Consider the following 23,423-nt stretch of genomic DNA (forward strand, 5'->3'; position numbering starts at 1 on the left):
CCCCTCTTTTTCGTCCGTTGGGCTCGCTTCCGTCTTCGGCGCCTCAGGACGCCTTCGCCTGCCGCGGCGTCCTGAGATGCTTGACGCCAGCCATCTCGACAAAGTTTGTCGCGGATTCCCAGAGATAGTCGCCGTATAGGAACGGCGCGAAACCGCCCCCTCCTTTGATCGGCAGCGGGGCGATCTGCGCGTCAACACGCGGCTCATAGAAAAACGGGATCGAGAAGCGCGCCCGTTTAGGCGCAATGACGCGATGGCGGGTTGCCTGCACGACGCCCCCGGTCCAGCGTTCCAGGAGCTGGCCGAAATTGATGGCAAGCGTACCATCGGCAGGGGGAACATCGATCCACTCGCCATCGTGGTTCTTGGCTTGCAGCCCCTCGACGCCGTCCTGCGCAAGCAGCGTGACGAAGCCCGAGTCCGCGTGCTCCCGGCCGATGATCAGCCGCTTCTCGCCCTGGTGCATGACCGAATACTCGGGTCCGGAAAGGTCGACGCCGGCGTTCTCTTCACGCAGCGGATAGCGGATCAGCCGCAACGTCGAGATTCCACCCCGAAAATACTCGTCGAAGGTCGTCTCCTTGAGACCCAGACTGCGAGCGATCGAGGCCATCAGCGCAGCGCCGACCTTTTCCATCGCCTTATAATAATTCGCCGCGGCAGACCGCCATCCGGGCAGGTCGGATTCCGCCGGATATGGCGTGCGCTCGAGCAGCGGATCGTCCGGATCATGGGCGGCATCGGCGTATGCGACATCCGGCCCCATGTCGATGCCTTCCTTATAAGAGACTGCCGCAGGCTGAAGCGGAAACCAGCCTCGGTAGTAGTTCGACTTGGAGGAATCGAAGTTCCAGCGCAGCATCTTCGCCTTCTCGGCATCTGGAAGGCTGAAGATTTGCAGGAGGTCTGGACGCTTCTCGCTCGTCAGCAGCTCGGCTCCGGGAAATCCGCGCACCGTCATGAAGCCAATGCCGCAAGCAGCATTGAAAATCTGCCGATCGATCTCCTCGCGTGCCGGCGCCAGCGGGCCAAACAGCGCTGAAATATCGATCGCTGGAATCTGGTCCGTCGTCGCGTGCATCCCTGTCCTCCTCACAGTTGCCCGATGTCTTCGGGCGAAAGATGTTTGACCTCCTGCCAGCTCCGGGATTTCGCTGAATTCAGGAGGTCGTGCGGGTCGAGTCGTTTTTTCCAGGCGAGATGCCGGTAATCCGGCTTGATGCCGCCGCTCTCGATCGTCCAGCGGTGCGGATCGGAGATGAGACAGCCATGGGCGCGATAGATGTCCATGATCTCATATAGCCGCGCCTCGGAGGTGAAGCGTACCACCGGCAGGTCGAAGGCGACGAGCCGCCCTTCGAGCAGCGCGAACTCGTGGTGCATGAGCACCTCGTCACCGAAGGTAACCCGCAAGTCTGCGATAAGGGCAGCCGACTCCAGATCGGATAGCGTGATCTGCAGATAGGTGACGGAGCGATCGGCCTTCAGGACCTGCAATGTCGTGTGGTTGAAGGAGAATTCGCTGACCGGCGGCAGTGAGCCGTCCGTTCGCCCGTCGCGGGCGGAGTTCAGCTTGCCGCCCCGAGCCATGATGAAGACTTCGAAATCGGCCAGCTGCTCGCGGGCGACCATCGCCGACAGAAGATCCCGCCCGGCCGGCACATGCCCTTCGAGATGGCGGATCATTGCCACGATACGACTATCGATGGTGGTCAGGAGCTTGAGGTCGAACCGCGGCAGGGCGCCAAGCGCTGCGGCCGTGAAGAAAGCCTGCGGATAATCGGGAAAATTGGCCAGGACATCAACCCAATCACGCTTTGGCACGGTGCGCAGCGTGAGATCGGCGATGACGCCATTGATGCCCCAGGCGTGATGGATCGCATTCGCCTCCTCGCCTACGAAGATCAGGCGCCGCGGCGCCTTCTCGACCGAGTAGACCGAGAGGGCGAGGATGTTGCCCTGATCGCGCAGCATGCCCTCCCGGATCGAGCCGATGCCGCCTGACCCGCCGGCGATGAAGCCGCCTATCGTGGCAATCTCTTCGGTGGATGGATAGATGGGCAGCTCGCGGCCGTGCTCCGACAGGACCCTATTGACTGTGGCGATGCGCGCACCCGCCTGAACTCGAATGAAATCGGGCCCGACCTCCAGAATTGCATTCATTCGCGTCATGTCGACGATCAGGCCGCCATCGACCGGCACGGCCTGACCGTAATTGCCGGTGCCGCCGCCGCGGATCGTCACAGGCACCCGCCAATCCGCCGCGAGCGCCAGGCATCGGGCGAGTTCGTCTTCAGACTTCGGCAGAACGACGAGATCGCCGAAGCAGCCGGCGAGCTCGCGGTTCAGAATTGGACTGTACCAGAAGAAGTCGCGCGACCGCTTCTTCACCCGCGAGGGATCAGTGAGCGTCTCGACGCCGCCCAGCGCTTCGCGGAAGCCAGTCCAGTCGACCGTGCTTTTGCCTGAAATGGATGCCGGGCGCGGAGACCCGGCAAAAAGCGGCTCACCCGCTTCTAGTTTCCTGGAGGCTTTCGGCACCGTCGAGCTCCGTCTGGTATTTCGACCAATCGGTGGTCGAGATAAGGCGGCTCGAACCCGGTGCCATGGTATGCGCATAAAACCTTGGCCAGACGATCGCGCTTGTCAAGCGCGATTTGCCGTCGCCTGACGAGGGCGGCCCTTACCTGGTTGCGCCGGGGGAGTCCGGAAGCCGTGGAAGCTTGCCGCTCGCGACCTCAAAGGAAACCTTCCACATGCGCCGTCTCGGTTTCAGAACTTCACATTGAGGTTTGCATTGACCGACTGGTCCACCGCTCCCGAGGAAAACTGACCGCCATATGCGATGCCGAGAACGGCGGCCGGCGACAGGTTGAAGTCGAAGCCGGCCTCGACGACGGCTGCGTCGCGGGCGACCCGCACGCCGGCGACGGTGAAGGGATCGCCGCCGATGAAGGCCAGGGTGGCAGAGGGAGTCACATCCCCGAAGGCGTGACGCCAGCCGACCGTGCCCCGCGCCACGGCCGCGACCTCGCCGAGCGTGAAGGCGCTCGATGCCCTGAGGCCCAGCGTTGTGAAGGTGGTCTGGGTGGTCTCCTCGCGCCCCGCGAGCGCCGCCGCCCCCCCGGTCTCGGTGAAGCCGTCGGTCGCGACGTTCACGTAAGCGAGATTGGCGAACGGCTCGAAGGCCAGCACGCCGATCGGCGATTGCCCGGCCTCGAAGCGATAGCCGGTCTCGCCGAAGACCTGTGCGGTGCGGGCGCTGTAGTCGGCGCTGAGCGTGTCGGCAAAGCCGGGGAAGGCGATGCTGCGGCCGGTCGACAGGTCGTGCCACGTGTAGGCCGCGCCGGTGCGCAACGCGAGGCCGCCCCATTCCATGCCGCCATAAATGCCGAGGTGGTAGTTGTCGCTGGTGCCCGACGATCGGCGATCGTCGATATCGAAGCTCGACCGGCTGTAACCGCCGAGAATGCCGAGCCGGAACGCATCGGCAATCAGGGCATCGCCGCCGACAAAGAACCCGCCGAGGTCGCGATCGAGGTCGGCCGCGTTGCCGTCGCCGTCGAACGAGCCCCATGAGCCGAAGGCGCGGCCCCAGACGGCGAACCGATCGGTATCGGCCGGCGCCGCCTCCGGGCCGCCATCGCCATAGGCCATGACCGGCCCCGGGGCCGCGCCGACCCCGTCGAAGGCGGCGCGCAGCCGCTCCATGGCGGCGTCGCGCACGAAGCGGCTATCCTCGATCAACACGGTCTGCGCCGACGCGTGGATCTCGCCCGACAGCTGGTCGAAGGCGGCGCGCGCCTGGTCCTCGGAGAGGCCGAGCACGGCATCGTAGACGGCATTGCCCGAGCCAAGGCTCTCGACGCCGCCGGCCGCCGCGATCTGGTTGGGAGTGATGCCGACCTGGCCGAAGCCGGTCGCGTTGCGGGTCAGCGTCAGGTAGACGCTGGTAGGGTCGTAGGAAAGCGTCGGATCGAGGAAGGCGAGGTTCGAGGTGACGCCGCCGGTGAAGCTGCCGGTCACGCCGCCGCCGGCGGTCAGGATCGTGTAGGTCGTGGCCGCCGCATAGTCGCCGGTGTTCGCCAGCACCTTGACCGTGCCGCCCTTGAGGGCTGCGGTTCCGGTGGCGACGATCCTGTCGGCCTTGCCCGACGCGTCGGCCTCGACCTCATAGATGGAGTTCGGGCTGAACAGGATGTTGCCGGCGACATTGAGCGTGCCGATCGAGTTGCCCGGCGCGACGGTGCCGGCGGCGGTCAGGTCGCCGACCGTGCCCGAGCCCTGCAGGCGCCCAGCGCCGAGCACGGCGAGCGGGCCGCCGAGCGTGCCGTTGGCCACCAGCGTGCCGCCGGTGACGGTGGTGCCGCCGCTGTAGCTGTTCTTACCGGTCAGCACCAGCGTGCCGAGATCGGTCTTGTCGAGCGAACCGGCACCGATCAGGTTCGCGGCGATGGTGGCGGTGTAGCCCGCCCCCGCGCCGGTGCCGTCGCCGACGCGGACCGTCGCGGCGCCGTCGAGCGTCAGATCCTCGCCGTCGATGACATAGCCGTCGACGGCGAATTGCATGCTGCTGGTCGAGGGCCCCTTGTCGACCGTCACCGTGCCGGGCGCGCCCGCGAAGATCAGCAGCGCGGTGGGGTCGTAAGCGCCGCTGACGGTTCCTGTCGCATCCGTCCAGTTGGTGTTGTTCGGCGTCCAGTCGCCGGAGCCGCCATTGACCTTACCGTTCGGCGTCAGGTGGGAACCGTTCCAGAAGGACAAGGCGGTCGGCGCGCTGACGAGCAGGTTCACCTGTCCCGCCATCGCGGTCTGCACGGTCAGATCGATCGCCGAATATCCGGCGGGCTTGGCGCCGACCAGAAGCCCGTTGTCGGTCAGCGAACCGCCATAGTTGACGAGGCGATAGAGGCCGGGCCCGAAGCCGCCGGCATCCGCCACGTTCAGCGTACCGTCGAGGGTCAGGTTGCCGGCCACATTGATCAGGTCACTGTCCACGCCGGCCGTGCCGGAGGGGTCGCCGAGCTGGAAATCGAGAATGGCGTTGCTGCCCAATGTCAGATTGCCGCCAATCGTCAGCGTGCCGGGCGAGTTGCCCGGTGCGATCGTACCAATCCCCGTATTGCCGGCGAGAACGTTGCCGGTGAGCGTGCCTGAGCCGCCCAGCCTGCCGCCGCTCAGCACTTCGACCGCGCCACCCAGCGCGCCGTTGACGATGAGCGTGCCGCCCGAGACGGAAGTCGTTCCGGCGAAGCCGCTTGAATCGGCGGTGAGGATTGTAGTGCCCGCATCGTTTTCAACGATACCGGAGCCGGAGATCTTGGGCGCGAAGGTGTAGCTGTTGCTGGTATGATTGAAGACGAGCCCACCCGGCCTGGGCCCGAGATAGACTTCATCCGTATTCAGGGTGCCGGGCGCGACGGCCGCCGTGCCGGCATATCCGCCGATGTGCAATCGGCTGAGCGGACCACCGACGCCTGCTATCCCGATATTGACGCGGCCCTTGTCCACGGTCACCACGCCGCCATCAGCGATGACGAGATCGCCTTGTCCGAATTCTACGCTGTCGCCGCCAATGTACAGCGATTGTGCGATGTCCAGCGTCGAGTCGGCCCCGGTCACGCTGACAAAGCCGGTTTTGCTGGTGAGATAGCCGATGACGGCATTGTTGCTCACCGTCACCGTGCCACCATTGCTGACGGCAAGCGTGCCATCGTTCTGATAGCCGACGACAAATTCGCCGCCGATATCTGTAATGTCCCAGGTGGATCCCGCGCCGTCGACGCTCACGCTGTTGCCGACGGTGGTGGCCATGCCGAGATGACCGCTGGCGCTGGTGACCTTGCCGCCGCTCTGGATGAGCAGGTCGCCTTTGGACACGGTCAGATCTGACGTAGCGGCAAGCTGACCGCCGTTCTTCACGGTGACCGTCGGCAGGCTATCTGCCTGATTGCCGATAATTATGTAGCTTGAGGAATTGACCCGGCCATTGTCGTCGATGGTCAACACGGCCCGTCCACTGTCGCCGACGATAAGCAACCCATTGTTCCAGGTTGAGTTCGCGCCGGTTACCGTCACGGTGCCGCTGCCGCTCACCGCGCTGCCGATGATGCCGGCACCATTATTGGTGACAGTCCCGCCGTCGGAGACTATCAGCGTGCCGGTGCCGGAAACGCCAATTTTGAGACCGTTGCCTACCTGCAGCGTGGCAGGGTTGCTGCTCGCGTCGATGCCCGAGACGGTGACGGTGCCGTCACCGCCGCCAAGCTGTCCGATCGAGAGGTTGCCGCTCACCAGCACGCCGCCGCCGTCGCTGACGCCGATCGTTCCAGTTCCCTGGACGCCGACACTGAGGTCACTATCGACCAGAAACAGCGAGTTCGTCTGCGTCACGTCGACCGTGCCGCTCGAGCCTGAATCTTTGCCAAGGGTGGCTGCAGAGCTACTGGTCACCTTGCCGCCAGCGTCGATGGAGAGCACGCCCTGACCGGAATCGCCAACAATGAAAACGCTGTTGTTGGTCCAGGTCGAGCCGGTGCCGACGACCGTGACGACGCCGTGGCCAGCTGCAAAGCTGCCGATGCGGGCGGCGGTGCTCGTGACGTCGGCGCCGCCCGACACCGTCAGCGTGCCCGCACCGACGGTGCCGACGATGAGGAAGCCCTGTGCCTTCAGAGTTGAATCCGTACCGTCGACCGTCACTGTGCCGTTGGAGAGAGTGCTATTGTCGCCAAGCCTGATGTCCGAGCCTGCGGTCACGTCACCGCCGTTCCGGATGACCAGCGTGCCGTGGCCAGCATTGCCAACCGTGACGAACTGCACCGCGTCCAGCCAGCCTGCGTCGATAGTGAGCGTCGCGGAACTGCCTGAAGAGGCGCCGATCGTGACGCTGTTGACCTGATTGACCGGCGCGGTGACCAACGGCATGTTGCCGGGACTGGGATTGATCGCAGTGCCGATCTGAACGTCCGTGACGATGGTCGGGACGCCGTTGGTGTCCCAGTTGCTCGCCGTTCCCCAATCCGTGCCGGTCGCGCCAGTCCACTCGTCCGCTAATGCCTGCGGCACAACCAGCATGGTGCTGGCGAGCAACAGCCCTACGCGCCGCCTGGGGGAGGACCGCCTCGAAAACAATTGAAAATCATGCTGTTCGGTAAAAGTCATAGGTACCCCGGAAACGAATCTTGTGCGCAATGCACATTCGGAATGACGATAGCGGGCGACCCCGGCCAGCCGCTTGGGCTGGGAGACAGCGCGACTTGGGGTCAGCGGCAGAAAAGGTGACTATCGGGAACAATCGTTGCGTTCCTGGAACGCCTGCCGTTGATGACGGCTTGGGCCTGTACCAGGCCGACCGACGCCGCCACAGCAAGCACGGCCACTGCCGCCACGAGCCCGGTAGATGCCGGCAGCTGGCATCGAAACACCGAACGGTTCCCCCAACGGCGGGTAACGAAACGACTTTGCATTCAACGTCCTCGTCAAGACTTTCCGAATGGCGAGGGTGCAGCCGTTCATTGCCTGGCGACGCGTAGAAGCGCTCCCCACGTCAACAGGAGGAGGGCCGCCCCCGAACCTTCAAATCGACCATTGGGTCGGGGTCAGTCCTGTCTCAAGGAAAATGGCTGCTGGGACGGTCGAAGTGGTAGCCAGCGCAAGAATATGTGGCGCTGATTGCAGACACTACGGCGGATCGAAAGGTGCAAACTGGTTTTCGGAAGAATCCGCTTCTTCAAAGCCGGCATGAATCAATAAGTTGCCTGGGTCCCTTTGCTTTTGAAGTTCGCTTAACGCAAGTCGCGAATCCAGTCCCACATATTGCGGGTGTCCTGACCCGCAGGCACCCGGTGTGACTTGCCTTCAAGGGCGAAGGCACGTGCCTCTCGTGGCGTCATGCCATAGGCGGCGCGGAAAGCGGTGATGAAGTTCTTGCGATGGATGAATCCGTGCGCTTCCGCAATGGCATGGATATTCTCGTTCATCCGCGCGGGGTCGGTTATTGCGGCATGAGCAAGCCGCAGGCGCTTGGCCTGAATGTATGTGAGTACCCCGCCGCTCGGTTCGAAAAGTGCGTAAAGCTTCCTGACGCTGATCCCGAAGTCGGCAGCAATGCTTGCAGCCGAGAGGCCGTCATCCAGAATACGCTGGTCAATGAAGTGCCGGATCTGGTCGGCAAGCACCTCCCGGACCCCAATCGCCTGTTCCGCCATGACCGAGCCATTGATCGCGGAGGCTATCAATTGCAGGGTCGGTTGAACGATCGCCTTGGCTTCCGCCCGCGTCATGACGGAGGCCTGGTGATATAGCGTCTGGATATGATTCCGCAGCAGGACGACAAGCGGCGCGGATCCCGGAAGCACGTTCATGGAGTGCTCGTCAGGGGTCTTGAGGAGCGGTGCAAGCAGGCGGCGGGGAATGATGAGGTCGTATTCGCAAGCGTCGCCGATCGTGCCGGTATGAGGCTGGCTGTGATCCTGCAGCACAACGTCAGGCGCCTCCGCCCGCTTATAGTTTCCCTGGCCAGCGAGGATCCAGCTCCCCTTCTCGAAGACGTGCAGCGAATAATGGTCGATCCCGTCGCGGGCGATCCGTGCCCGGGAGCGGTGAAAGGTCTGCGGCACAGGCTTCATGCGCTCGATGACCAGAGAATCGATCTGGTACCCCTCCACGTGGATCGGCAGGCGATCGTCCGGTATGTCGCGCAACTTCGCCTCGAACAGCACGCCGAAATTCTGGTGCCAGGCGTCGATCGCCGATTTCACGGGCAGTCGTGAAAGGTCGAGGACGGAATGGGGCACGGCACTCTCTTGTGCCTGCTCGCCCTCCGAAGATTCATTCCCGCCCTGGTACATCGAATGCCTTGACTAATGCTTTCGAATTCATCGATGCGACGCAGCACTCCTCGCCATGGCCCCGGCGAGGGCCACGTTGCGGGAATTGGTTCTGAAATCGATAGGTCCCGTTACCAGCGCCATCGCGGCGCGAAGCCCCCAACTGCCTCAGGGCAAGAATGCTCGAACCTGTAACGGAAACAAGCCGCGCAAAGGCGAATGTGGTATTCAGCGCAGCAAAAAGTGGCCCTGAGCGCAAAGTGTAGGTCGGAGGTGATCCGATGAGGACCGTTCTTGTCACAGGAATTCGCGGCAAGACAGGGCGCCAGCTCGCGGCCGCGCTTACCCGCCAACCGGACATCGAGGTTCGGGGCGCGGGCCGGAGTCCTGTCGACCTGCCCGGCGTGCGAGCGATCCGTTTCGATTGGGATGAACCAGCAGGCTGGCCTGAAGTGCTAAAGGGAGTGTCAGCTATCTATCTGGTCAAACCCAATACCCGGGATCCTGCGTCAACGGTGGCGTCGTTTCTTCACTCGGCCAGAGAAGCCGAGCGGGTTGTCCTGCTTTCCGAAATCGCATGTGAGAGCCGAGACGAGTCGACCGATGAACGAAAGGTCGAGAAGATCATCGAGGCGACGCCCTTCGATTGGACGATTCTTCGCCCCAACTGGTTTATGCAGAACTTTGCCGAACCTGGTTTCTATCTCGAGGATGTTCGCGATCACGGCGTTCTGAATGTCCCGACGGGCGGGCAACCGGTCAGCTTCGTGGACACCCGTGACGTTGCCGAGGTTGCAGCCGCTGCCCTGATCGGCGAGAGCCATGCAGGGCGTGCCTACACCTTGACCGGGCCGCAAGCGCTGACCTTTGCAGAGGTCGGCAAGAAGATTGGAGAAGTTGCAGGACATCCAGTCCGCCACACGGATCAGCCACTTACCGCATATCTGTCCGAAGAGCTGGCAGGCGGAGCGCCAAGATTCCTGATTGAATATTATCGGCGCATTTATACCAGCATTCAGAATGGTCAAACCGCCGCACTCTCAGCGGCGGTCGAGCAGGTTACCGGCCATCCCCCACGGAATTTTTCGGCGTTCGTTGGCGAAAACAAAGACGTTTGGCGCAGGATCCTGGCGTCGTGAATATCGGTTGGCTCGCTTCGGTCTGCGTTGCCACAGATCGTGTCCTAGCTGATGGAGACTGAGCTGTAGCTCATCGCGATGGTCTCCTTCTGACCCAAGTCGGACGTCCGCCTACGAACGGATCAGGGTTCAGAAATCTTTGGCAGAATAGGGATTGGCATCGCGATCGCTTGGCAGCCGCGCGCGTGGGGTTCAGGCGACGAATTGAACCCGGATCTTCAAGCAAGCTATCGAGACGGCATTCCAGCTAGCGACCGCCGCCAACGCCCCGGAGTTTCTCCGACATGGCGGGAAAAAGCGCGGGTGAAATGGCTCTGGTCGGCGAAACCACATCGCTCCGCGATATCCTCGACCGGCAATGATGAGTGCCTGAGGTATTGTTGGGCGAGCGCTATGCGCTGTTGTGCGAGCCACTCGAGAGGCGATACACCCGTCGCTACCTTGAACGCTCGGGCGAAATGGCTTCTGGAAAGCCCGCAGGCCTTTGCCAGTTCCTCCAGGCTGATCTTGCCGTCCAGATGGGCCATCAGCGTGTCTTTGGCCCGACGCTCCTGCCAAACTGCAAGGCCCCCCGCAGGAGGTTGCAGCCGTCGTCCATGCAGTGCGTAGGTCGACGATAAATGTGACATCAGCGCCACGCCAACGTGATCAACAAAAAGCCGATTGGCTATATTTGGTTGATCAACGGCGGGCAGGAGGCATTCGATTATATTGTGAACGACCGTATCATTCAGCGCATCGCCGTCGGCGCTCCTCAGCGCGCTCGGACGAACATCATGTTCTTCCTGAAACTTAATCAACGCATGTCGAGAGATATAGACGGAGAGACAATCGGTACGCCCCTTTTGTACCGACGAATGCTCCCGATTTAAGTCCAAAAGCATAAACTGGCCAGCCACCCGCGGGGCCATGTACGCAGGTCGCCCGTCGACCCAATAAGGGGCAGAGGGCAGATAATGCCGTTCGAGGCACACCAGATACGCATCACTGGTCTGTAGCTTTATGGGTGTGCCGTCTTCCCCGTAAGGGCCAGTCAACCTTGTCGCAGAGAATTCCGGGGCCTGGAATGTTCCAAGCCGCAGGGTGGCAGGCTGCTCGAGCCCCGTGAACTTGCCTAATCGAGGCGCGTAGTCTCGTGTCATCCGCTGTCCGCGAGTAGTGATCGGGCACCATTTTGGTAGCCGGACGATGCAGCACTGACAAGCAAAAACCAACACTGCGCGCTGGCGGCTTCCAACAATAAATCCACGTTCATAAACAAGAAATTCACGTCCATGAAGTCACGAGGCAGACTGATCGCCAAAAGAGCACTATCGTACAAAATGCAGCACTGCTTTCGCTGGCTGCCTTGCCGTGAGCCTGCAACCTTCCGCCGCGAGCGATGCGGCCGAAAAGCGCGCAGCCGCTCTATTGTTGGAGGCAAGATGACCGACCGAAACCTGATTGAAGGCGAGGCAGGCAAGAATGCGAGGCAGCCTGCCACGTCGGACCCGCTGGCGCTATCGCGGCGTTCCCTGCTGCAGATGGCGGGCGCCGCGGCAACGTTTGCAGCCATTCCGAACCATGCCGACGCGCAGCCCTCGAATGCTGCAGCCGACGCTGCGAAACCGGAGGGATCCCCTCTCCGGCTGGTGGTGAATCGCGAGCATGTAGAGCTGGCCGTCGATCCCAGGCAATCTCTGCTGGATGTGCTGCGAGAGAAGATCGACCTCACCGGCACCAAGAAGGGCTGCAATCAGGGTGCCTGCGGTGCCTGCACGATCCTTGTGGACGGCCGACGCATCGTCTCCTGCCTTACCCTGGCTGCGATGTACCAGGGTGCGGAGATCACGACGATCGAAGGGCTCTCGGCAAACGGCGAACTGCATGCCTTGCAGGAAGCCTTCATCGAGCATGAAGGCTTCCAATGCGGCTACTGCACGCCAGGTCAAATAATGTCTGGCGTCGGCTGCATTTCCGAAGGGCACGCCGGTTCGACAGAGGAGATCCGGTTCTGGATGAGCGGCAACATCTGCCGATGCGGAGCCTATCCCGGCATCGTCGAAGCGGTCGCCGATGCCGCCAAGAGGGTCTGATCATGCTTCCCTTCCAGATCACCAAGGTTCGCTCCGTGCAGGACGCGCTCCAATCGGCCGCGGTGGGCGGGCGCTACATCGCCGGTGGCACGACGCTCATCGACCTTATGCGCGATGAAGTGGAGCGGCCAGATCGCCTGATCGATATCAACGCCCTGCCATTCAAGCAGATCCGAGCCGAAGGTTCCGACCTGGTGATCGGAGCGTTGGCACGGATGTCCGAGGTGGCAGCCCATCCCGACACGCTCCGCCTTCATCCGGTCATCGCCGAGTCTCTCATCGAGGGCGCGTCGCCGCAGCTTCGGAATATGGCGTCAATGGGCGGCAACCTGCTGCAGCGGGTCCGTTGCCCCTACTTTCGTATGCTGGACGCTGCCTGCAACAAACGGACTCCCGGCTCGGGCTGTTCGGCGATCGACGGGCTCAATGTCGGCCATGCCATCCTTGGCACGAGCGATCATTGCGTCGCTACGCATCCGTCCGACGTTGCAGTTGCCCTCGTCGCGCTCGATGCCAAGATGCGTGTGTGGGGGCCGCAGGGCGAGCGGACCTTTCCGGTGGAGCAACTGTTCCGTTTGCCAGGCGATACGCCGCATCTTGAGCATACGCTGCTCCCGGGCGAACTGATTATTGAGATACGCGTTCCCGGTCTCTCCTACAGTCGGAGGGCCCGCTATCTCAAGGTCCGGGACAGGGCGTCCTATGAGTTCGCACTAATCGCGGCAGCCGCCGTCCTCGACCTTGAAGGCGGCGTGATCCGTCAGGTGCGCCTTGCCGTAGGCGGGGCGGGCACGCGGCCCTGGCGGTTGAGGGCAGTCGAACAGGAGCTGACCGGAAAACCCTTCGAACGCTCGGTCTTGGAAGCGGCCGCGCGTACCGCGCTGGAGGGCGCGCGTCCGTTATCGGGCAACCACTACAAGGTTGAATTGCTGCCTCGGACCATCGTCCGCGCGCTCGAAATGGCGGGAGAAATCGCATGACAACGAACGTCATCGGGAAGCCGATCACACGCGTCGACGGGAGGGACAAGGTTACGGGCCGCGCACGCTACGCGGCCGAATTCAACCAGCCCGACCAGGCCTACGCGGTGATCGTCAATGCCACAGTCGGCCTCGGTCGCATAACCGCGATCGACGATGCGGCAGTCGCGAAGATGCAGGGCGTCATCTCGGTGCTCAGTCATCTCAACGCGCCAAAGCTCCCTTATCGGCCGCACAAGGGGTCGATCGATCCCCAGGCCGGCGAACGTCTCCACGTCTTGCAGGACGACGCGGTCCGCTTCCACGGCCAACCGGTCGCGCTCGTCGTGGCAGACAGCCTCGATCATGCTGAACGCGCAGCGGCTGCGCTTCGGATCATCTACGAGGCGCGACGCCCGGTCGTCGATATTAGCGATCCGGACGCGCAGCCCATCCTTCCGGAGGTCAGCGAGGACCACACTCGCGGCGATGCCGAGGCCGCATTCGCGAACGCGCCCGTGAAGCTCACGGCCACCTACGACATCGCGCGCGAAAACCACAATCCGATGGAACCTCACGCGACGATCGCCACGTGGCAGGGCGAGAAGCTAACCATCTGGAGCAAGAGTCAGTACGTGGTCAACGAGCAGGCCGAGATCGCCGCCATCTTCGGGATTCCGGCGGAAAATGTGCACGTGATCTGCCCATTCATCGGAGGCGCGTTCGGCACCAGCCTGCGCACCTGGTCGCATGTCACTCTGGCTGCAATGGCCGCTCGCGTGACACAACGTCCGGTCAAGCTGGTCCTCACCCGTAAACAGATGTTCTTCGCAACCGGCCACCGGCCGCGGACTCTGCAGCAGGTCTCGCTGGGGGCCATGCATGACGGCAAGCTCACTAGCCTGATTCACGAAGGAACCGGCGAGACAAGCCGGTACGAGCAGTTCGTCGAGGCGCTGGTCACGAGCTCGAGCTACATGGTCTCGTGTCCGAATGTGACCACGCGTTATAGGCTGACCCCGCTAGACACAGGCACTCCAGTGTACATGCGCGGCCCTGGCGAGGCGAGCGGAGTCTTCGCCCTCGAATCCGCACTCGACGAGCTCTCATATGCGCTTGATATCGACCCAATAGAGCTGCGCCGCCGGAACGAGCCGGAAATAGACGAGGGCCAGAACAAGCCGTTCTCCAGCCGACCTCTCATGACATGCTACGAGGTGGGGGCGGAGCGGTTCGGGTGGTCGCAGCGCAAGCCGCAGCCGCGCTCGATGCGGGATGGCCGCCTCTTGATTGGGATCGGGGCGGCCTCGGCCACATACCCAGCCTATCAAGCGCCGTCGAGCGCGCGTGTGCGGTTGCTCGCCGACGGCACTGCCGAGGTCGAGGTCGCCGCCAGCGACATGGGGCCGGGAACCTATACGTCGATGACGCAAGTGGCGGCTGAGACGCTGGGACTACCTTTCGACAAAGTGCGGTTCAGCCTCGGTCGCTCGGACTTCCCGCCGGCACCCTCTCACGGAGGCTCATGGACTATGGCGTCGGTCGGCTCCGCAATCCGGGCCGCCTGCATTGCGGTCCTAGAGGAAGCCGGGAAACGACCCGCAGGCGAGCGACCGCTGGAAGCGATCGCCTCGACTGAGCGGGACACGGACGTCGCCGGCCGTTTCTCCATGCACGCGTTCGGGGCTGTCTTCGCGGAAGTCGCGATTGACCCCGACGTCGGGACGATCCGGGTGCGCAAAGCGCTCGGCGTCTATGGTGCCGGCCGTATCATCAACCCGCTGCTGGCCAGGAGCCAGTGCAGCGGCGGCATGATCGGTGGCATGGGCATGGCCCTGATGGAACGGACGGTGCTCGATGCTCGGGACGGCCGGCCGGTCAACGCGCACATGGCGGACTACCTCATGCCGGTGAACCTCGACATACCTGACATCGAGGTCCAGTTCGTCGATGAGGTCGATCCTCACGTCAACCCGCTTGGAGTCAAGGGTCTCGGCGAGATCGCCCTTGTCGGGATGGCGCCAGCGATTGCAAACGCGGTCTTCCACGCGACCGGGAAGCGCATCCGTAGACTTCCGATCCTGCTCGAGGACATGCTGGAAATTTAGAAAGGCTGCGCCACATCTGAGCGGATCGCTTCGCGACGACAGCCGCACCGCCTCAAACGTGCACCCGCGAATATCCGACCGTCGTAGCTGTCGGTCCGCTCTCGCCCCAGAACGCGACGCCGGAGGATTTGCTCGCGCAATGGGAGCTCTTGGCGCCAAGCAGCCATGCAGAACTGGGCATCCATTGAACGCTCAAGCCGAACACCCGCCAACGCGGCGGCGACAGTTATTGCCGCTCGCCGAAGGAAATCGGATAGGCCGCGCTGCGCACTTCAATCATAGGGTCGGCCACCTCGATGCCATCGGGCACGTTGTTGGGGAGAAACAGCAGGCTTTTGTTCAATCCTTCCTGGTCGGCGGCCTTCGCGGTGATCTCGAGCTTGCCCAGCTTTATGAGTTGCCGATCCTCCGGCCATGGCGTGGACGGGTCGTCGGCCTTGTCGCCCGCTTGGGCGATCTGCGCAAACCAATCGAACGCGACCGGCCCTTTGGCGACCCGCTCGGCTATTTCATCCATCAGATAGTTCGGCCCCTTGGCAGCCGCCGCGGCCGCATCGAGGTACCTGTCCCCCGCCTCCGGAACGAACCGATAGCGCACGATGCTCCTTTTGCCTGAATCATCTACGAATGCGAACGCGTTGACTCCGAAATAGGTGGTCGTGGCCAAGCTTTCGGGTGGTGGATTCTGCTTCGTAACGAAGGGCACCGCGTTGGGGTGAGCCTCCAGATATTTTTCGATCGGCGTAGGCTTTGTCGCGCCGGGCCCGCTCGCTGCTACAGCCTTGAGGAACATGTCGAAGTCTGCGGCGGTGGCGGCGGGAAAGCCGTTGAAGCTGTGCGTAACGACATCCATTTCGGAGCCGTCGCCCAGAGTGAACTTGATCGCGAGCCCATGCGGGCTGGCATTGGGATCGGCATCGGGAATCTCTGGTATGCCCGTCGTATCCGACAGGCGAATAGTCGCTTTGACCTTGCCTGCAAACACGGCCGCCTTGCTGAGCTGGCGCGCCTCCTCAGTCGGCTCGAAGGTCGCATCGAGCACAACGCCCTTGGCGTGCACGGCGCGGGCATGATGCTCGCCGAAGATGGCGTGAATGTCCTTGACCAATTCGGCCGGATCCACGTCCTGCGCTACGCTCCTGTCGCTCAGGCCAAAGGTGCCAAGGACCATTGCGCCGACGGCACACGCTCCAAGTAGTCTCACACTGCCCATGAACGGCCCTCTCCTAGCTGCGTCACCAGCCTACGACAGTCGTATTCGCACTTCTAGCGCTCGATTTTCCTTGGCGCGGACCGCGGAACAACCTGGCGCACTTGTCGTTACATCAGAATTGTCGTTAATTAGCAGTAACAAAAATAAGAGGCCGGCTATGCCCACGACACGACGACACGTCTTTCACTCAACTCTGACGAGGAGAGGATGGGTAGTTCGCGAGGGAGGCGAACCCATCTCCAACCATCCAAATCAAAAGGCTTGTGAGCAGGCAGCCATTGCCGCCGCGCGACGAGACTGGGAGGAGCGTGGAGAACTGACACGCGCCATCCTCCACAGACGCGATGGCAGCATCCGTGTTGCGCGAACCTACGGAAGCCCGGATGGACCTGGTCCGACAGAGCACCGCGCCGGCGACAGGTCCCAAACCCCTTACGGGCTGACGGAAGCAGGGGATGAGCACGGCATCGACCGCTGAGCGTAACGGCGCCGACATCTCTTGACCGTTTCGGCGATATATGTGCCAGGCGCAATGCGCTGCCGCGACTGGCCCTAGAATCGCCAAACAGGCAGCGCGTAACATCCTGCCAAGCTAGCCCTTGTAACTGAGTCTCATCTGCTCGTTCGGGCTGGTTCCCTGGAATTGTCTGGATTTTCTCCTTGAACAAGGATGCAACCAGCAGCGCGCCGCAACGCGGCAAGGCGTTCGCCCACGTCGCGGAAGCGTCCTGGGGCAAAGGTCTCGGCACGTTGCTTCGAATTACCAGGATGACGTTGCGTCACCCCTGGCAAGTGGCAATCGCCATCGTGTCGACATTCATAGCGGCGACACTGCAGCTGTTCATCCCGCGCCTGCTCGGGCGAGCGGTCGATCAGGCCGAAGGCGTGCTTGCCGCAGGCCCGGGCGGCGCGACCGAGCACGCGCTATGGATCACCGCCCTCACGCTGCTGGTGGTCAGCGTGCTGCGCGGCATTTTCACCATGCTCCAGAACTACTACAGCGAGGCAGTCGGTCATCAAACCGGCTACGAACTGCGCCTAGCGTTCTATGAGAAGATCCAGCGCCTGAGCTTCTCGTTCCACGACAAAGTCCACACGGGCGACCTCATCACGCTCGGCCTGCTCGATCTCGACGGCGTGCGTATGTTCTTTTCGACCGGCATCGTGCGCGTAGTCCTGTTGAGCGTCTTGATCGGCGTCGGCGCCTATCTCCTGATCAGCACCGATCTGATGCTCGGCTTGTTGAGCCTCAGCTTCGTTCCATTCGTCGCCTGGCGGTCCTCCGTAACCCAGCTGTCGCTCAGAAGCACATGGCTGACGTTGCAGGAGCGCCTCTCGGTGCTGAGCCAGCTGATGGATGAGAACCTCGGCGGCGTCCGTGTCGTGCGGGCCTTTGCGGCACAGCGGCACGAGATGAAGAAATTCGACCGCGCCAAAGAGCGCGCGCTGGATCTCGCGAAGCAGCGCGTCGACATTCGCGTCAGCAATACCAGCGCGATGAACTTTTCGTTCTTTGCCGCAATGGGGCTGGTGCTGTGGTTCGGCGGCGAGAAGGTGATCGCCGGCGAGATCAGCGTGGGTACGCTGGCGCAGTTCCTTACCTTCATGACCATCTTGCAAATGCCGGTGCGCCAGCTCGGCCTGATGGTCAATTCATTCGCGCGCGCTTCGACCTGCGGCACCCGTCTGTTCGCGCTTCTCGACACCGAGCTCGATATCGAGGACGCGCCTGACGCCAAGCCGCTGGTCGTGACCGAAGGCGTGCTGCGCTTCGACAATGTCGGCTTCCGCTACGAGGGTTCCGGCGAGCGCCCGGCACTGTCCGGCATCTCGTTCGAGGCCAGGCCCGGCGAGACAATCGGCATCGTCGGCCCGCCGGGCAGCGGCAAGTCGACCATCGCGCACCTGATACCGCGCTTCTACGACGTGAGCTCGGGTGCTATCACCATCGATGGGCAGGACATCCGCACGGTGACGCTGCAATCGCTCCGCAAGGCCGTGGGAGTGGTACAGCAGGACGCCTTCCTGTTCACGACCTCGATCGAGAACAACATCGCCTACGGCAATCCATGGGCGCGTGAGCAGCGTATCGAGCGTGCCGCCGAATCCGCGCAATTGCACAACTATATCATCGGGCTTCCGACCGGCTACGGGACCGTCGTCGGCGAGCGCGGCGGATCGCTTTCCGGCGGCCAGCGGCAACGCCTGACGATTGCCCGCACGCTGGTGCTGCATCCGTCGGTGCTGGTCTTCGACGATTCCACCGCCGCCATAGACGCCGGTACCGAGCAGCGCATCCGGTCGGCGATGAAGCGTTTCGCCAAGGAACGCGTCACGCTGATCATCTCGCACCGGCTGAGTTCGCTGATGCATGCCGACCAGATTCTGTTCATCGAGAACGGTCGCATCGTGGAGCGCGGCACGCATGCTCAATTGCTGGCTATGGGTGGGCGCTATCGCGCGCTTTACGACTTGCAGCTTCGCCCCGACGACGAGCGGGCCACGGCAACGGGAGCCGCCTGATGTCGGTCCAAAGCCAGGACGATGAGGACGATGACAAGGCAGACGCCGGCGCGCAGCCGATCAAGGCGGTCGTCGGCTCGCATCGCCATGAAGAGGAGATCTTCGGCAAGGCATACGATCCGCGCATCGTGCGCCGCATCTGGAGCTTCGTGAACCCGTACCGGTCGAGAATTCTCGTCTCGGTCGCGGCCGTGCTGGTGTTCACGCTGACCCAGCTCGCCATCCCGCTGATCATCCGCTATGCCATCGACCATGGCATGGCGGCAGGCCAGCCTAACCACTCGGTGCTCGGCTGGACGGTGTGCGTCTTCGCGGCGACGATCCTGGTCAATTATGCCGCGAGCTACGTGCAGGAAAGCGTCGTCGGCAAGGTGGCCGAGGACGTTCTATCGGACCTGCGCCGCGCCATGTTCGGTCACCTGCAGCGTGTTTCGCTTGCCTTCATGGACAAGACCGAAGTCGGCCGGCTGATGTCGCGACTTCAGGGCGACGTCAACTCGATGCAAGAGTTCCTGGAAACATCGGTCATGTCGGTCGGCGACATCGCGCTCCTGTTCGGCATCGTCACGGTGCTGCTGTGGCTGGATTTGCGGCTCGGCCTGCTGACGCTTTCGACCATGCCTGCATTGTTCATCGTGCGGTTGTTCTGGTTGCCGCGCGCTAAGGTCGCCTTCATGGCGGCGCACGAGACCAACTCCATCGCCAATGGCGCGCTGGCCGAGGGCATCCATGGCGTTCGAACTGTGCAGAGCCTCGAGCGCCAGCACGTGAATTTCGATCTTTACGACGAAAAGGTGCTGACCAATCTGAGGACGCACCTCACCTCCGCGAAATATGCGCAGGTCATGGTGCCGATCGTCGACACGCTGACCGGTATTGCCATGGCAACCGTCATCGTGGTCGGCGGCTCGATGGTGCTGAACAGCAGTCTCGACATCGGCGTGATGGTGGCCTTCCTGTTCTACATCCAGCGCTTCTTCGATCCGATCCGCTCGCTCACCATGCAGTACAGCGTGATGCAGCGCGCCATGGCCTCGGGCCAGCGCATCTCCGAGGTGCTCGACGTGCCGCTCGACATCAACGACAAGCCCGGCGCAATCACCCTCTCGCGCGACAATGATGGATCGGTCGAGTTCCGGCACGTCACTTTCGGGTACCGGCCGAACCTGCCCGTGCTGAAGAATGTCAGCTTCCGGGTCAATCCGGGTGAGACCGTGGCGCTGGTCGGCCCGACCGGATCGGGCAAATCGAGCTCCATGGCGCTGGTGCACCGGTTCTACGATGTCTGGTCGGGTCAGGTGCTGGTCGGCGGGCACGATGTCCGCGACCTGACGCAGGACTCGCTCGGCGAGCAGATAGCGATGGTGCTGCAAGAACCCTTCCTGTTCTCAAGCACCGTGCTGGAGAACATTCGCTACAACAAGATCGACGCGACGCGCGAAGATGTGATCAGGGCGGCACGCGCTGTCGGTGCACACGACTTCATCGAGCAATTGCCGGACGGCTACGACACCATGCTCGAGCAGCGCGGCGGCAATCTTTCGCTCGGCCAGCGTCAGCTGATCAGCTTCGCCCGCGCGCTGGTCGCCGACGCAAAGATCCTTGTGCTCGACGAGGCCACGGCCAGCATCGATTCCTACACCGAGATGCTGATCCAGAAAGCGCTGGCGACGCTGCTCGAAGGCCGTACCGGCCTGGTCATCGCCCACCGCCTGGCAACCGTGCGCGGCGCCGACCGCATCATCGTGCTGCAGAACGGCGAGATCATCGAGAGCGGCAACCACGAGCAGTTGATGAGGAAGAAGGGACTCTACGCGCGCCTCTACAACATGAACTACGCCTCGTTCGACGACATCCCCGATGAGATGCTGGAGGCAACGGTCCCGGCAGGGCAAGCGACGTGAGGTCCTTGCGCGACGTATCCTCTAACTACGCGTAGGCGAGGAAGTCTCTTTGTGGAAGATCGCTCGCGCGGACGAGCTACTCTGGATAGGTCTCGGCGCTCTCCGGCTTCCCTTTGTTGAATAGGATAAAAACCAAAGGGTTGCCGGGCTCGGCCATCGCATCGCTGCGCTGGCCCGTAATCTCTCCGGCCACGCCGCTGCTATACTCCGCAACCACTTCGCCGAAGCTGTTGCGCTGGATGGCCACCTTCTGTCCGGGTTCGACCTTGTCGTTGAGCTTGAGCAGATGTTCCACGATCCCGCCAGCGGTGGCCAGGATCGGAAATGCACTGTCGCCAACGAAGACAGTCACGTCCTTGCCTGTACGGCCCATCGGTCCGGCGACGATGCCGTGATGCTTGAGGACATTCATCGTACCTTCCACGAACAGGGAGATCATCTCGAGGTCCAGCACGCGCGCGGCACCGATCTCCGGCGTAAAGGACGGGATGCCCACGTCCATGAACGCATTGTGCAGGACACCGGGATAGACATGGTTGTCGAAGATCTGGCCGACGGGATAGAGCTCCACCATCGCCTTCACCTCAGGCACATCCATGCCCCCAATATTGAATGCGGTGACTTCGAAGCCGGTTGTTCCGGTGTGGAAGTCGATCGCGAAGTCGGCATTTGGCCGCAGCAGCCGGTTGAACAGGAGCCCGGCGTGCCGGCTGGGCGCGCTGGCGCCGTTCTCGTTGCCGGGCCACTCCCGGTTCATATCGATCAGGTCGATGCCTCTGCCCTGATTGGGCCATCTGCGTTGCATGCCCTCCAGGGCCGGGCGGGATATGTCCGTTACTGCCATCACCGTGCCCGACATCTGCGCCGGATCCAGCTGGTCCACCACCGTCTGGATCGTATGTATGGAACTCATTTCGTCGCCATGCACCCCGCTGACCAGGACGCCGCGCTTGCCCGGCTTTGCTCCCTTGGCGACCGTGACGGACACATACCAATGCTGTCCGGTGGGCATCTCGACCCCCTGGAAATACAGGAAGTGCTTCTGCCCGGGCGCCAGGTCGTTGACGTCGAGCGCGCTGACGACTTTCTTCCCGTCGATCACATCGCCGACATAGACTGTTCCTTGTGAGGCCGGGCCGGCGGCGGGCACAGCCTTGTCCTGCGCATTTGCGGTAGTGGCATTGACGGCGAGAGAGGCCGACATGCCGACCGTGGCTATGGATGCGAGCATGAAGTCTCGACGGTCGAGGCCTTCCTTGTGTCTATCCGGCATGACCAGAAATCCTTGTTTGGAAAACTTCGTTTGATCGAACATGATCAGTCTCACGCGCGCGCGGCAGCCGGGAGTTATGTAACTGTAACGACAGCGAACAATGTCCGCTGCAGCCCCGCCTGGGCGCAGGGCTGATCAGCACCATCGTGACAGATCCGGCAATGCTGGAAACCTCCGCCCTGCAGGCCAAGCGACGTGGGTTCCGTCCGAGCGTTCTGAGCTCCGGCTGTCTTATTCAGTCGCCAAATCGCAGAACACGCTCGCCAGCGCGGAACCGTTGGCGGGCCTCATCGGGCGGTCTGCGAACGGATCAGTTCGTTGACCCGGCTCGCCGCCTCCATCTGCGCCATATGACCGGCATCGGCGAGGACCTCCACCCGCGCGTTCTGCAGCGCTTGCGCCTGCGCGACGGGAATGACGGCGTCCTTGGCGCCCCAGATGACCAGGATAGGGATCTTCAGGGCCGCAAGTTCGTCGACAAGCAGCGTCACCTGCCGGCCATCCCTGTACATGGCTGTCGCCAGACCGCGCAGCGCCTCAGCCACGCCGTCCAGTCGTTTGAACTTCAAGAGATCGTCGACCATCTGTCGGCTGACCAGGTTTTCATCTGCGAACAGATCCTTGAGGACCGGCTTGAGGTCACGGCGGGATTCGGCGGCAACGAAGCCGTCGATATAGCTGGTGTTGATTTCAGAGCCGAACCCAGCCGGGCTGACCAGCGTCAGCGACTTCACAAGACCTTGGTCGCGCAATGCGACGGCACACGCAACCGCACCGCCCATCGAGTGGCCGACGAGATGAACGTTCGCCAGCCCCATCGCCTCCAGGAATTGCTCTACGGCGTCGGCAAGCGCGGCCAGTCCCGGGTTCGGGATCGTCTTGGTCGAGCCTCCGTGACCGGGAAGGTCGAGCGCGAAGACCGGCCTCCCCGCACCGACGGCATCCAGGTTGAAGAGCCAGTTGTTGAGGTCGCCGCCGAAGCCGTGGATGAAGACAATCGGGTCGCCCTCTCCCGCCCGCTCGGCATAACGCAGCCGGCCGCTCTGTGTGTCGGCGAACCGGTAGGCTGGCCCCTGGTCCTCCTCGTCCTCGTCGGCCGCCGGAACATGGAATGCCGCGACATAGGCATCGATGTCGGCGTCGCTCACCTCGCTTGGCGCAAGCACGCCAAGCAGCGCCTTTACCGGGTAGACCTGCCCCACCTCCCCGATCCGTCGGCGCAGCAGGCCGCCATCGGCCGCTTCGACGGCATTGGCGATCTTGTCTGTCTCGACGTCCATGATCTCCTGGCCTGGCCTGATCGTCTGGCCTTCCTCGACGTGCCATGCCGACAAGGTGCCCTCCTGCATCGAAAGCCCCCACTTCGGCATGACGAGCGGCGTAATGTTCGGTTTCATG

15 protein-coding genes are annotated in these 23,423 nt (G+C 62.7%); 7 read left to right on the forward strand and 8 right to left on the reverse strand.

From position 1 onward, the window contains the following. Nucleotides 1–43 precede the first annotated feature (43 nt). The 4 genes from SAZ10_RS01285 to SAZ10_RS01300 form a co-directional block, all read right to left on the reverse strand. A complete protein-coding gene (locus tag SAZ10_RS01285; RefSeq protein WP_318607346.1) occupies nucleotides 44–1,081 on the reverse strand; it encodes an isopenicillin N synthase family dioxygenase in 1,038 nt (345 codons plus the stop codon). Nucleotides 1,082–1,092: 11 nt separating this feature from the next. Further along, on the reverse strand, nucleotides 1,093–2,541 hold the full coding sequence (locus tag SAZ10_RS01290) for an FAD-binding oxidoreductase (protein ID WP_318607347.1): 1,449 nt from the start codon (nucleotides 2,539–2,541) through the stop codon (nucleotides 1,093–1,095). Nucleotides 2,542–2,772: 231 nt separating this feature from the next. Next, entirely contained in the window at nucleotides 2,773–7,092 is a 4,320-nt protein-coding gene (locus SAZ10_RS01295; RefSeq protein ID WP_318607348.1) for an autotransporter domain-containing protein, read from the reverse strand. 695 nt (nucleotides 7,093–7,787) lie between these two features. Continuing rightward, entirely contained in the window at nucleotides 7,788–8,798 is a 1,011-nt protein-coding gene (locus SAZ10_RS01300; protein ID WP_318607349.1) for a helix-turn-helix domain-containing protein, read from the reverse strand. A 314-nt stretch (nucleotides 8,799–9,112) separates the two neighbouring features. On the opposite strand from SAZ10_RS01300, the gene SAZ10_RS01305 reads away from it, so the two are divergent. Beyond that, nucleotides 9,113–9,970 carry an NAD(P)H-binding protein gene (locus SAZ10_RS01305; RefSeq protein WP_318607350.1) on the forward strand — a complete coding sequence of 286 codons (858 nt, stop codon included), beginning with the start codon at nucleotides 9,113–9,115 and terminating at the stop codon, nucleotides 9,968–9,970. Between the two features lie 227 nt (nucleotides 9,971–10,197). Here SAZ10_RS01305 and SAZ10_RS01310 read toward each other — a convergent pair whose 3' ends face one another. Next, nucleotides 10,198–11,112 carry an AraC family transcriptional regulator gene (locus SAZ10_RS01310; protein ID WP_318607351.1) on the reverse strand — a complete coding sequence of 305 codons (915 nt, stop codon included), beginning with the start codon at nucleotides 11,110–11,112 and terminating at the stop codon, nucleotides 10,198–10,200. A gap of 282 nt (nucleotides 11,113–11,394) precedes the next feature. On the opposite strand from SAZ10_RS01310, the gene SAZ10_RS01315 reads away from it, so the two are divergent. From SAZ10_RS01315 to SAZ10_RS01325, 3 genes are read left to right on the forward strand one after another with little or no spacing between them, the layout of a single operon-like run. Beyond that, complete coding sequence (locus SAZ10_RS01315; protein ID WP_318607352.1) at nucleotides 11,395–12,045, forward strand: (2Fe-2S)-binding protein; 651 nt, start codon at nucleotides 11,395–11,397, stop codon at nucleotides 12,043–12,045. A 2-nt stretch (nucleotides 12,046–12,047) separates the two neighbouring features. Next, the gene (locus SAZ10_RS01320) at nucleotides 12,048–13,025 is read left to right on the forward strand and encodes a xanthine dehydrogenase family protein subunit M (protein ID WP_318607353.1); all 978 of its coding nucleotides are present in this window, start codon (nucleotides 12,048–12,050) and stop codon (nucleotides 13,023–13,025) included. Next, entirely contained in the window at nucleotides 13,022–15,112 is a 2,091-nt protein-coding gene (locus SAZ10_RS01325; protein ID WP_318607354.1) for a xanthine dehydrogenase family protein molybdopterin-binding subunit, read from the forward strand. The genes SAZ10_RS01320 and SAZ10_RS01325 overlap by 4 nt, the downstream gene beginning before the upstream one ends. A 226-nt stretch (nucleotides 15,113–15,338) precedes the next feature. On the opposite strand, the gene SAZ10_RS01330 is transcribed toward SAZ10_RS01325, so the two are convergent. Beyond that, nucleotides 15,339–16,325 (reverse strand): catalase family peroxidase, encoded by a 987-nt coding sequence (locus tag SAZ10_RS01330; protein ID WP_318607355.1) that lies wholly within the window; start codon nucleotides 16,323–16,325, stop codon nucleotides 15,339–15,341. A gap of 157 nt (nucleotides 16,326–16,482) precedes the next feature. Between SAZ10_RS01330 and SAZ10_RS33545 the strand changes: the two genes are divergently transcribed. From SAZ10_RS33545 to SAZ10_RS01340, 3 genes are all read left to right on the forward strand, one after another. Next, nucleotides 16,483–16,803, forward strand: a complete 321-nt coding sequence (locus SAZ10_RS33545) for a DUF2188 domain-containing protein (protein WP_412535136.1) — start codon at nucleotides 16,483–16,485, stop codon at nucleotides 16,801–16,803. A gap of 182 nt (nucleotides 16,804–16,985) precedes the next feature. Next, nucleotides 16,986–18,848 carry an ABC transporter ATP-binding protein gene (locus SAZ10_RS01335; protein ID WP_318607356.1) on the forward strand — a complete coding sequence of 621 codons (1,863 nt, stop codon included), beginning with the start codon at nucleotides 16,986–16,988 and terminating at the stop codon, nucleotides 18,846–18,848. Continuing rightward, nucleotides 18,848–20,752, forward strand: a complete 1,905-nt coding sequence (locus SAZ10_RS01340) for an ABC transporter ATP-binding protein (RefSeq protein WP_318607357.1) — start codon at nucleotides 18,848–18,850, stop codon at nucleotides 20,750–20,752. Before SAZ10_RS01335 ends, SAZ10_RS01340 begins: the two co-directional genes overlap by 1 nt. 76 nt (nucleotides 20,753–20,828) lie before the next feature. On the opposite strand, the gene SAZ10_RS01345 is transcribed toward SAZ10_RS01340, so the two are convergent. Together SAZ10_RS01345 and SAZ10_RS01350 are read right to left on the reverse strand one after the other, a co-directional pair. Next, complete coding sequence (locus SAZ10_RS01345) at nucleotides 20,829–22,025, reverse strand: succinylglutamate desuccinylase/aspartoacylase family protein (protein WP_318607358.1); 1,197 nt, start codon at nucleotides 22,023–22,025, stop codon at nucleotides 20,829–20,831. A 287-nt stretch (nucleotides 22,026–22,312) separates the two neighbouring features. Further along, entirely contained in the window at nucleotides 22,313–23,422 is a 1,110-nt protein-coding gene (locus SAZ10_RS01350) for an acetoin dehydrogenase dihydrolipoyllysine-residue acetyltransferase subunit (RefSeq protein WP_318607359.1), read from the reverse strand. Nucleotide 23,423: the final 1 nt, after the last annotated feature.

Source organism: Mesorhizobium sp. BAC0120, from assembly GCF_033542235.1.
Classification (GTDB): Bacteria; Pseudomonadota; Alphaproteobacteria; order Rhizobiales; family Rhizobiaceae; genus JAWRCU01.

Coding starts and splice junctions, on each gene's coding strand:
- SAZ10_RS01315 (WP_318607352.1), top strand. CDS start 11,395: ATGACCGACCGAAACCTGATTGAAGGCGAGGCAGGCAAGAATGCGAGG.
- SAZ10_RS01305 (WP_318607350.1), top strand. CDS start 9,113: ATGAGGACCGTTCTTGTCACAGGAATTCGCGGCAAGACAGGGCGCCAG.
- SAZ10_RS01325 (WP_318607354.1), top strand. CDS start 13,022: ATGACAACGAACGTCATCGGGAAGCCGATCACACGCGTCGACGGGAGG.
- SAZ10_RS01345 (WP_318607358.1), bottom strand. CDS start 22,025: ATGCCGGATAGACACAAGGAAGGCCTCGACCGTCGAGACTTCATGCTC.
- SAZ10_RS01310 (WP_318607351.1), bottom strand. CDS start 11,112: ATGACACGAGACTACGCGCCTCGATTAGGCAAGTTCACGGGGCTCGAG.
- SAZ10_RS01330 (WP_318607355.1), bottom strand. CDS start 16,325: ATGGGCAGTGTGAGACTACTTGGAGCGTGTGCCGTCGGCGCAATGGTC.
- SAZ10_RS01340 (WP_318607357.1), top strand. CDS start 18,848: ATGTCGGTCCAAAGCCAGGACGATGAGGACGATGACAAGGCAGACGCC.
- SAZ10_RS01320 (WP_318607353.1), top strand. CDS start 12,048: ATGCTTCCCTTCCAGATCACCAAGGTTCGCTCCGTGCAGGACGCGCTC.
- SAZ10_RS01350 (WP_318607359.1), bottom strand. CDS start 23,422: ATGAAACCGAACATTACGCCGCTCGTCATGCCGAAGTGGGGGCTTTCG.
- SAZ10_RS33545 (WP_412535136.1), top strand. CDS start 16,483: ATGCCCACGACACGACGACACGTCTTTCACTCAACTCTGACGAGGAGA.
- SAZ10_RS01285 (WP_318607346.1), bottom strand. CDS start 1,081: ATGCACGCGACGACGGACCAGATTCCAGCGATCGATATTTCAGCGCTG.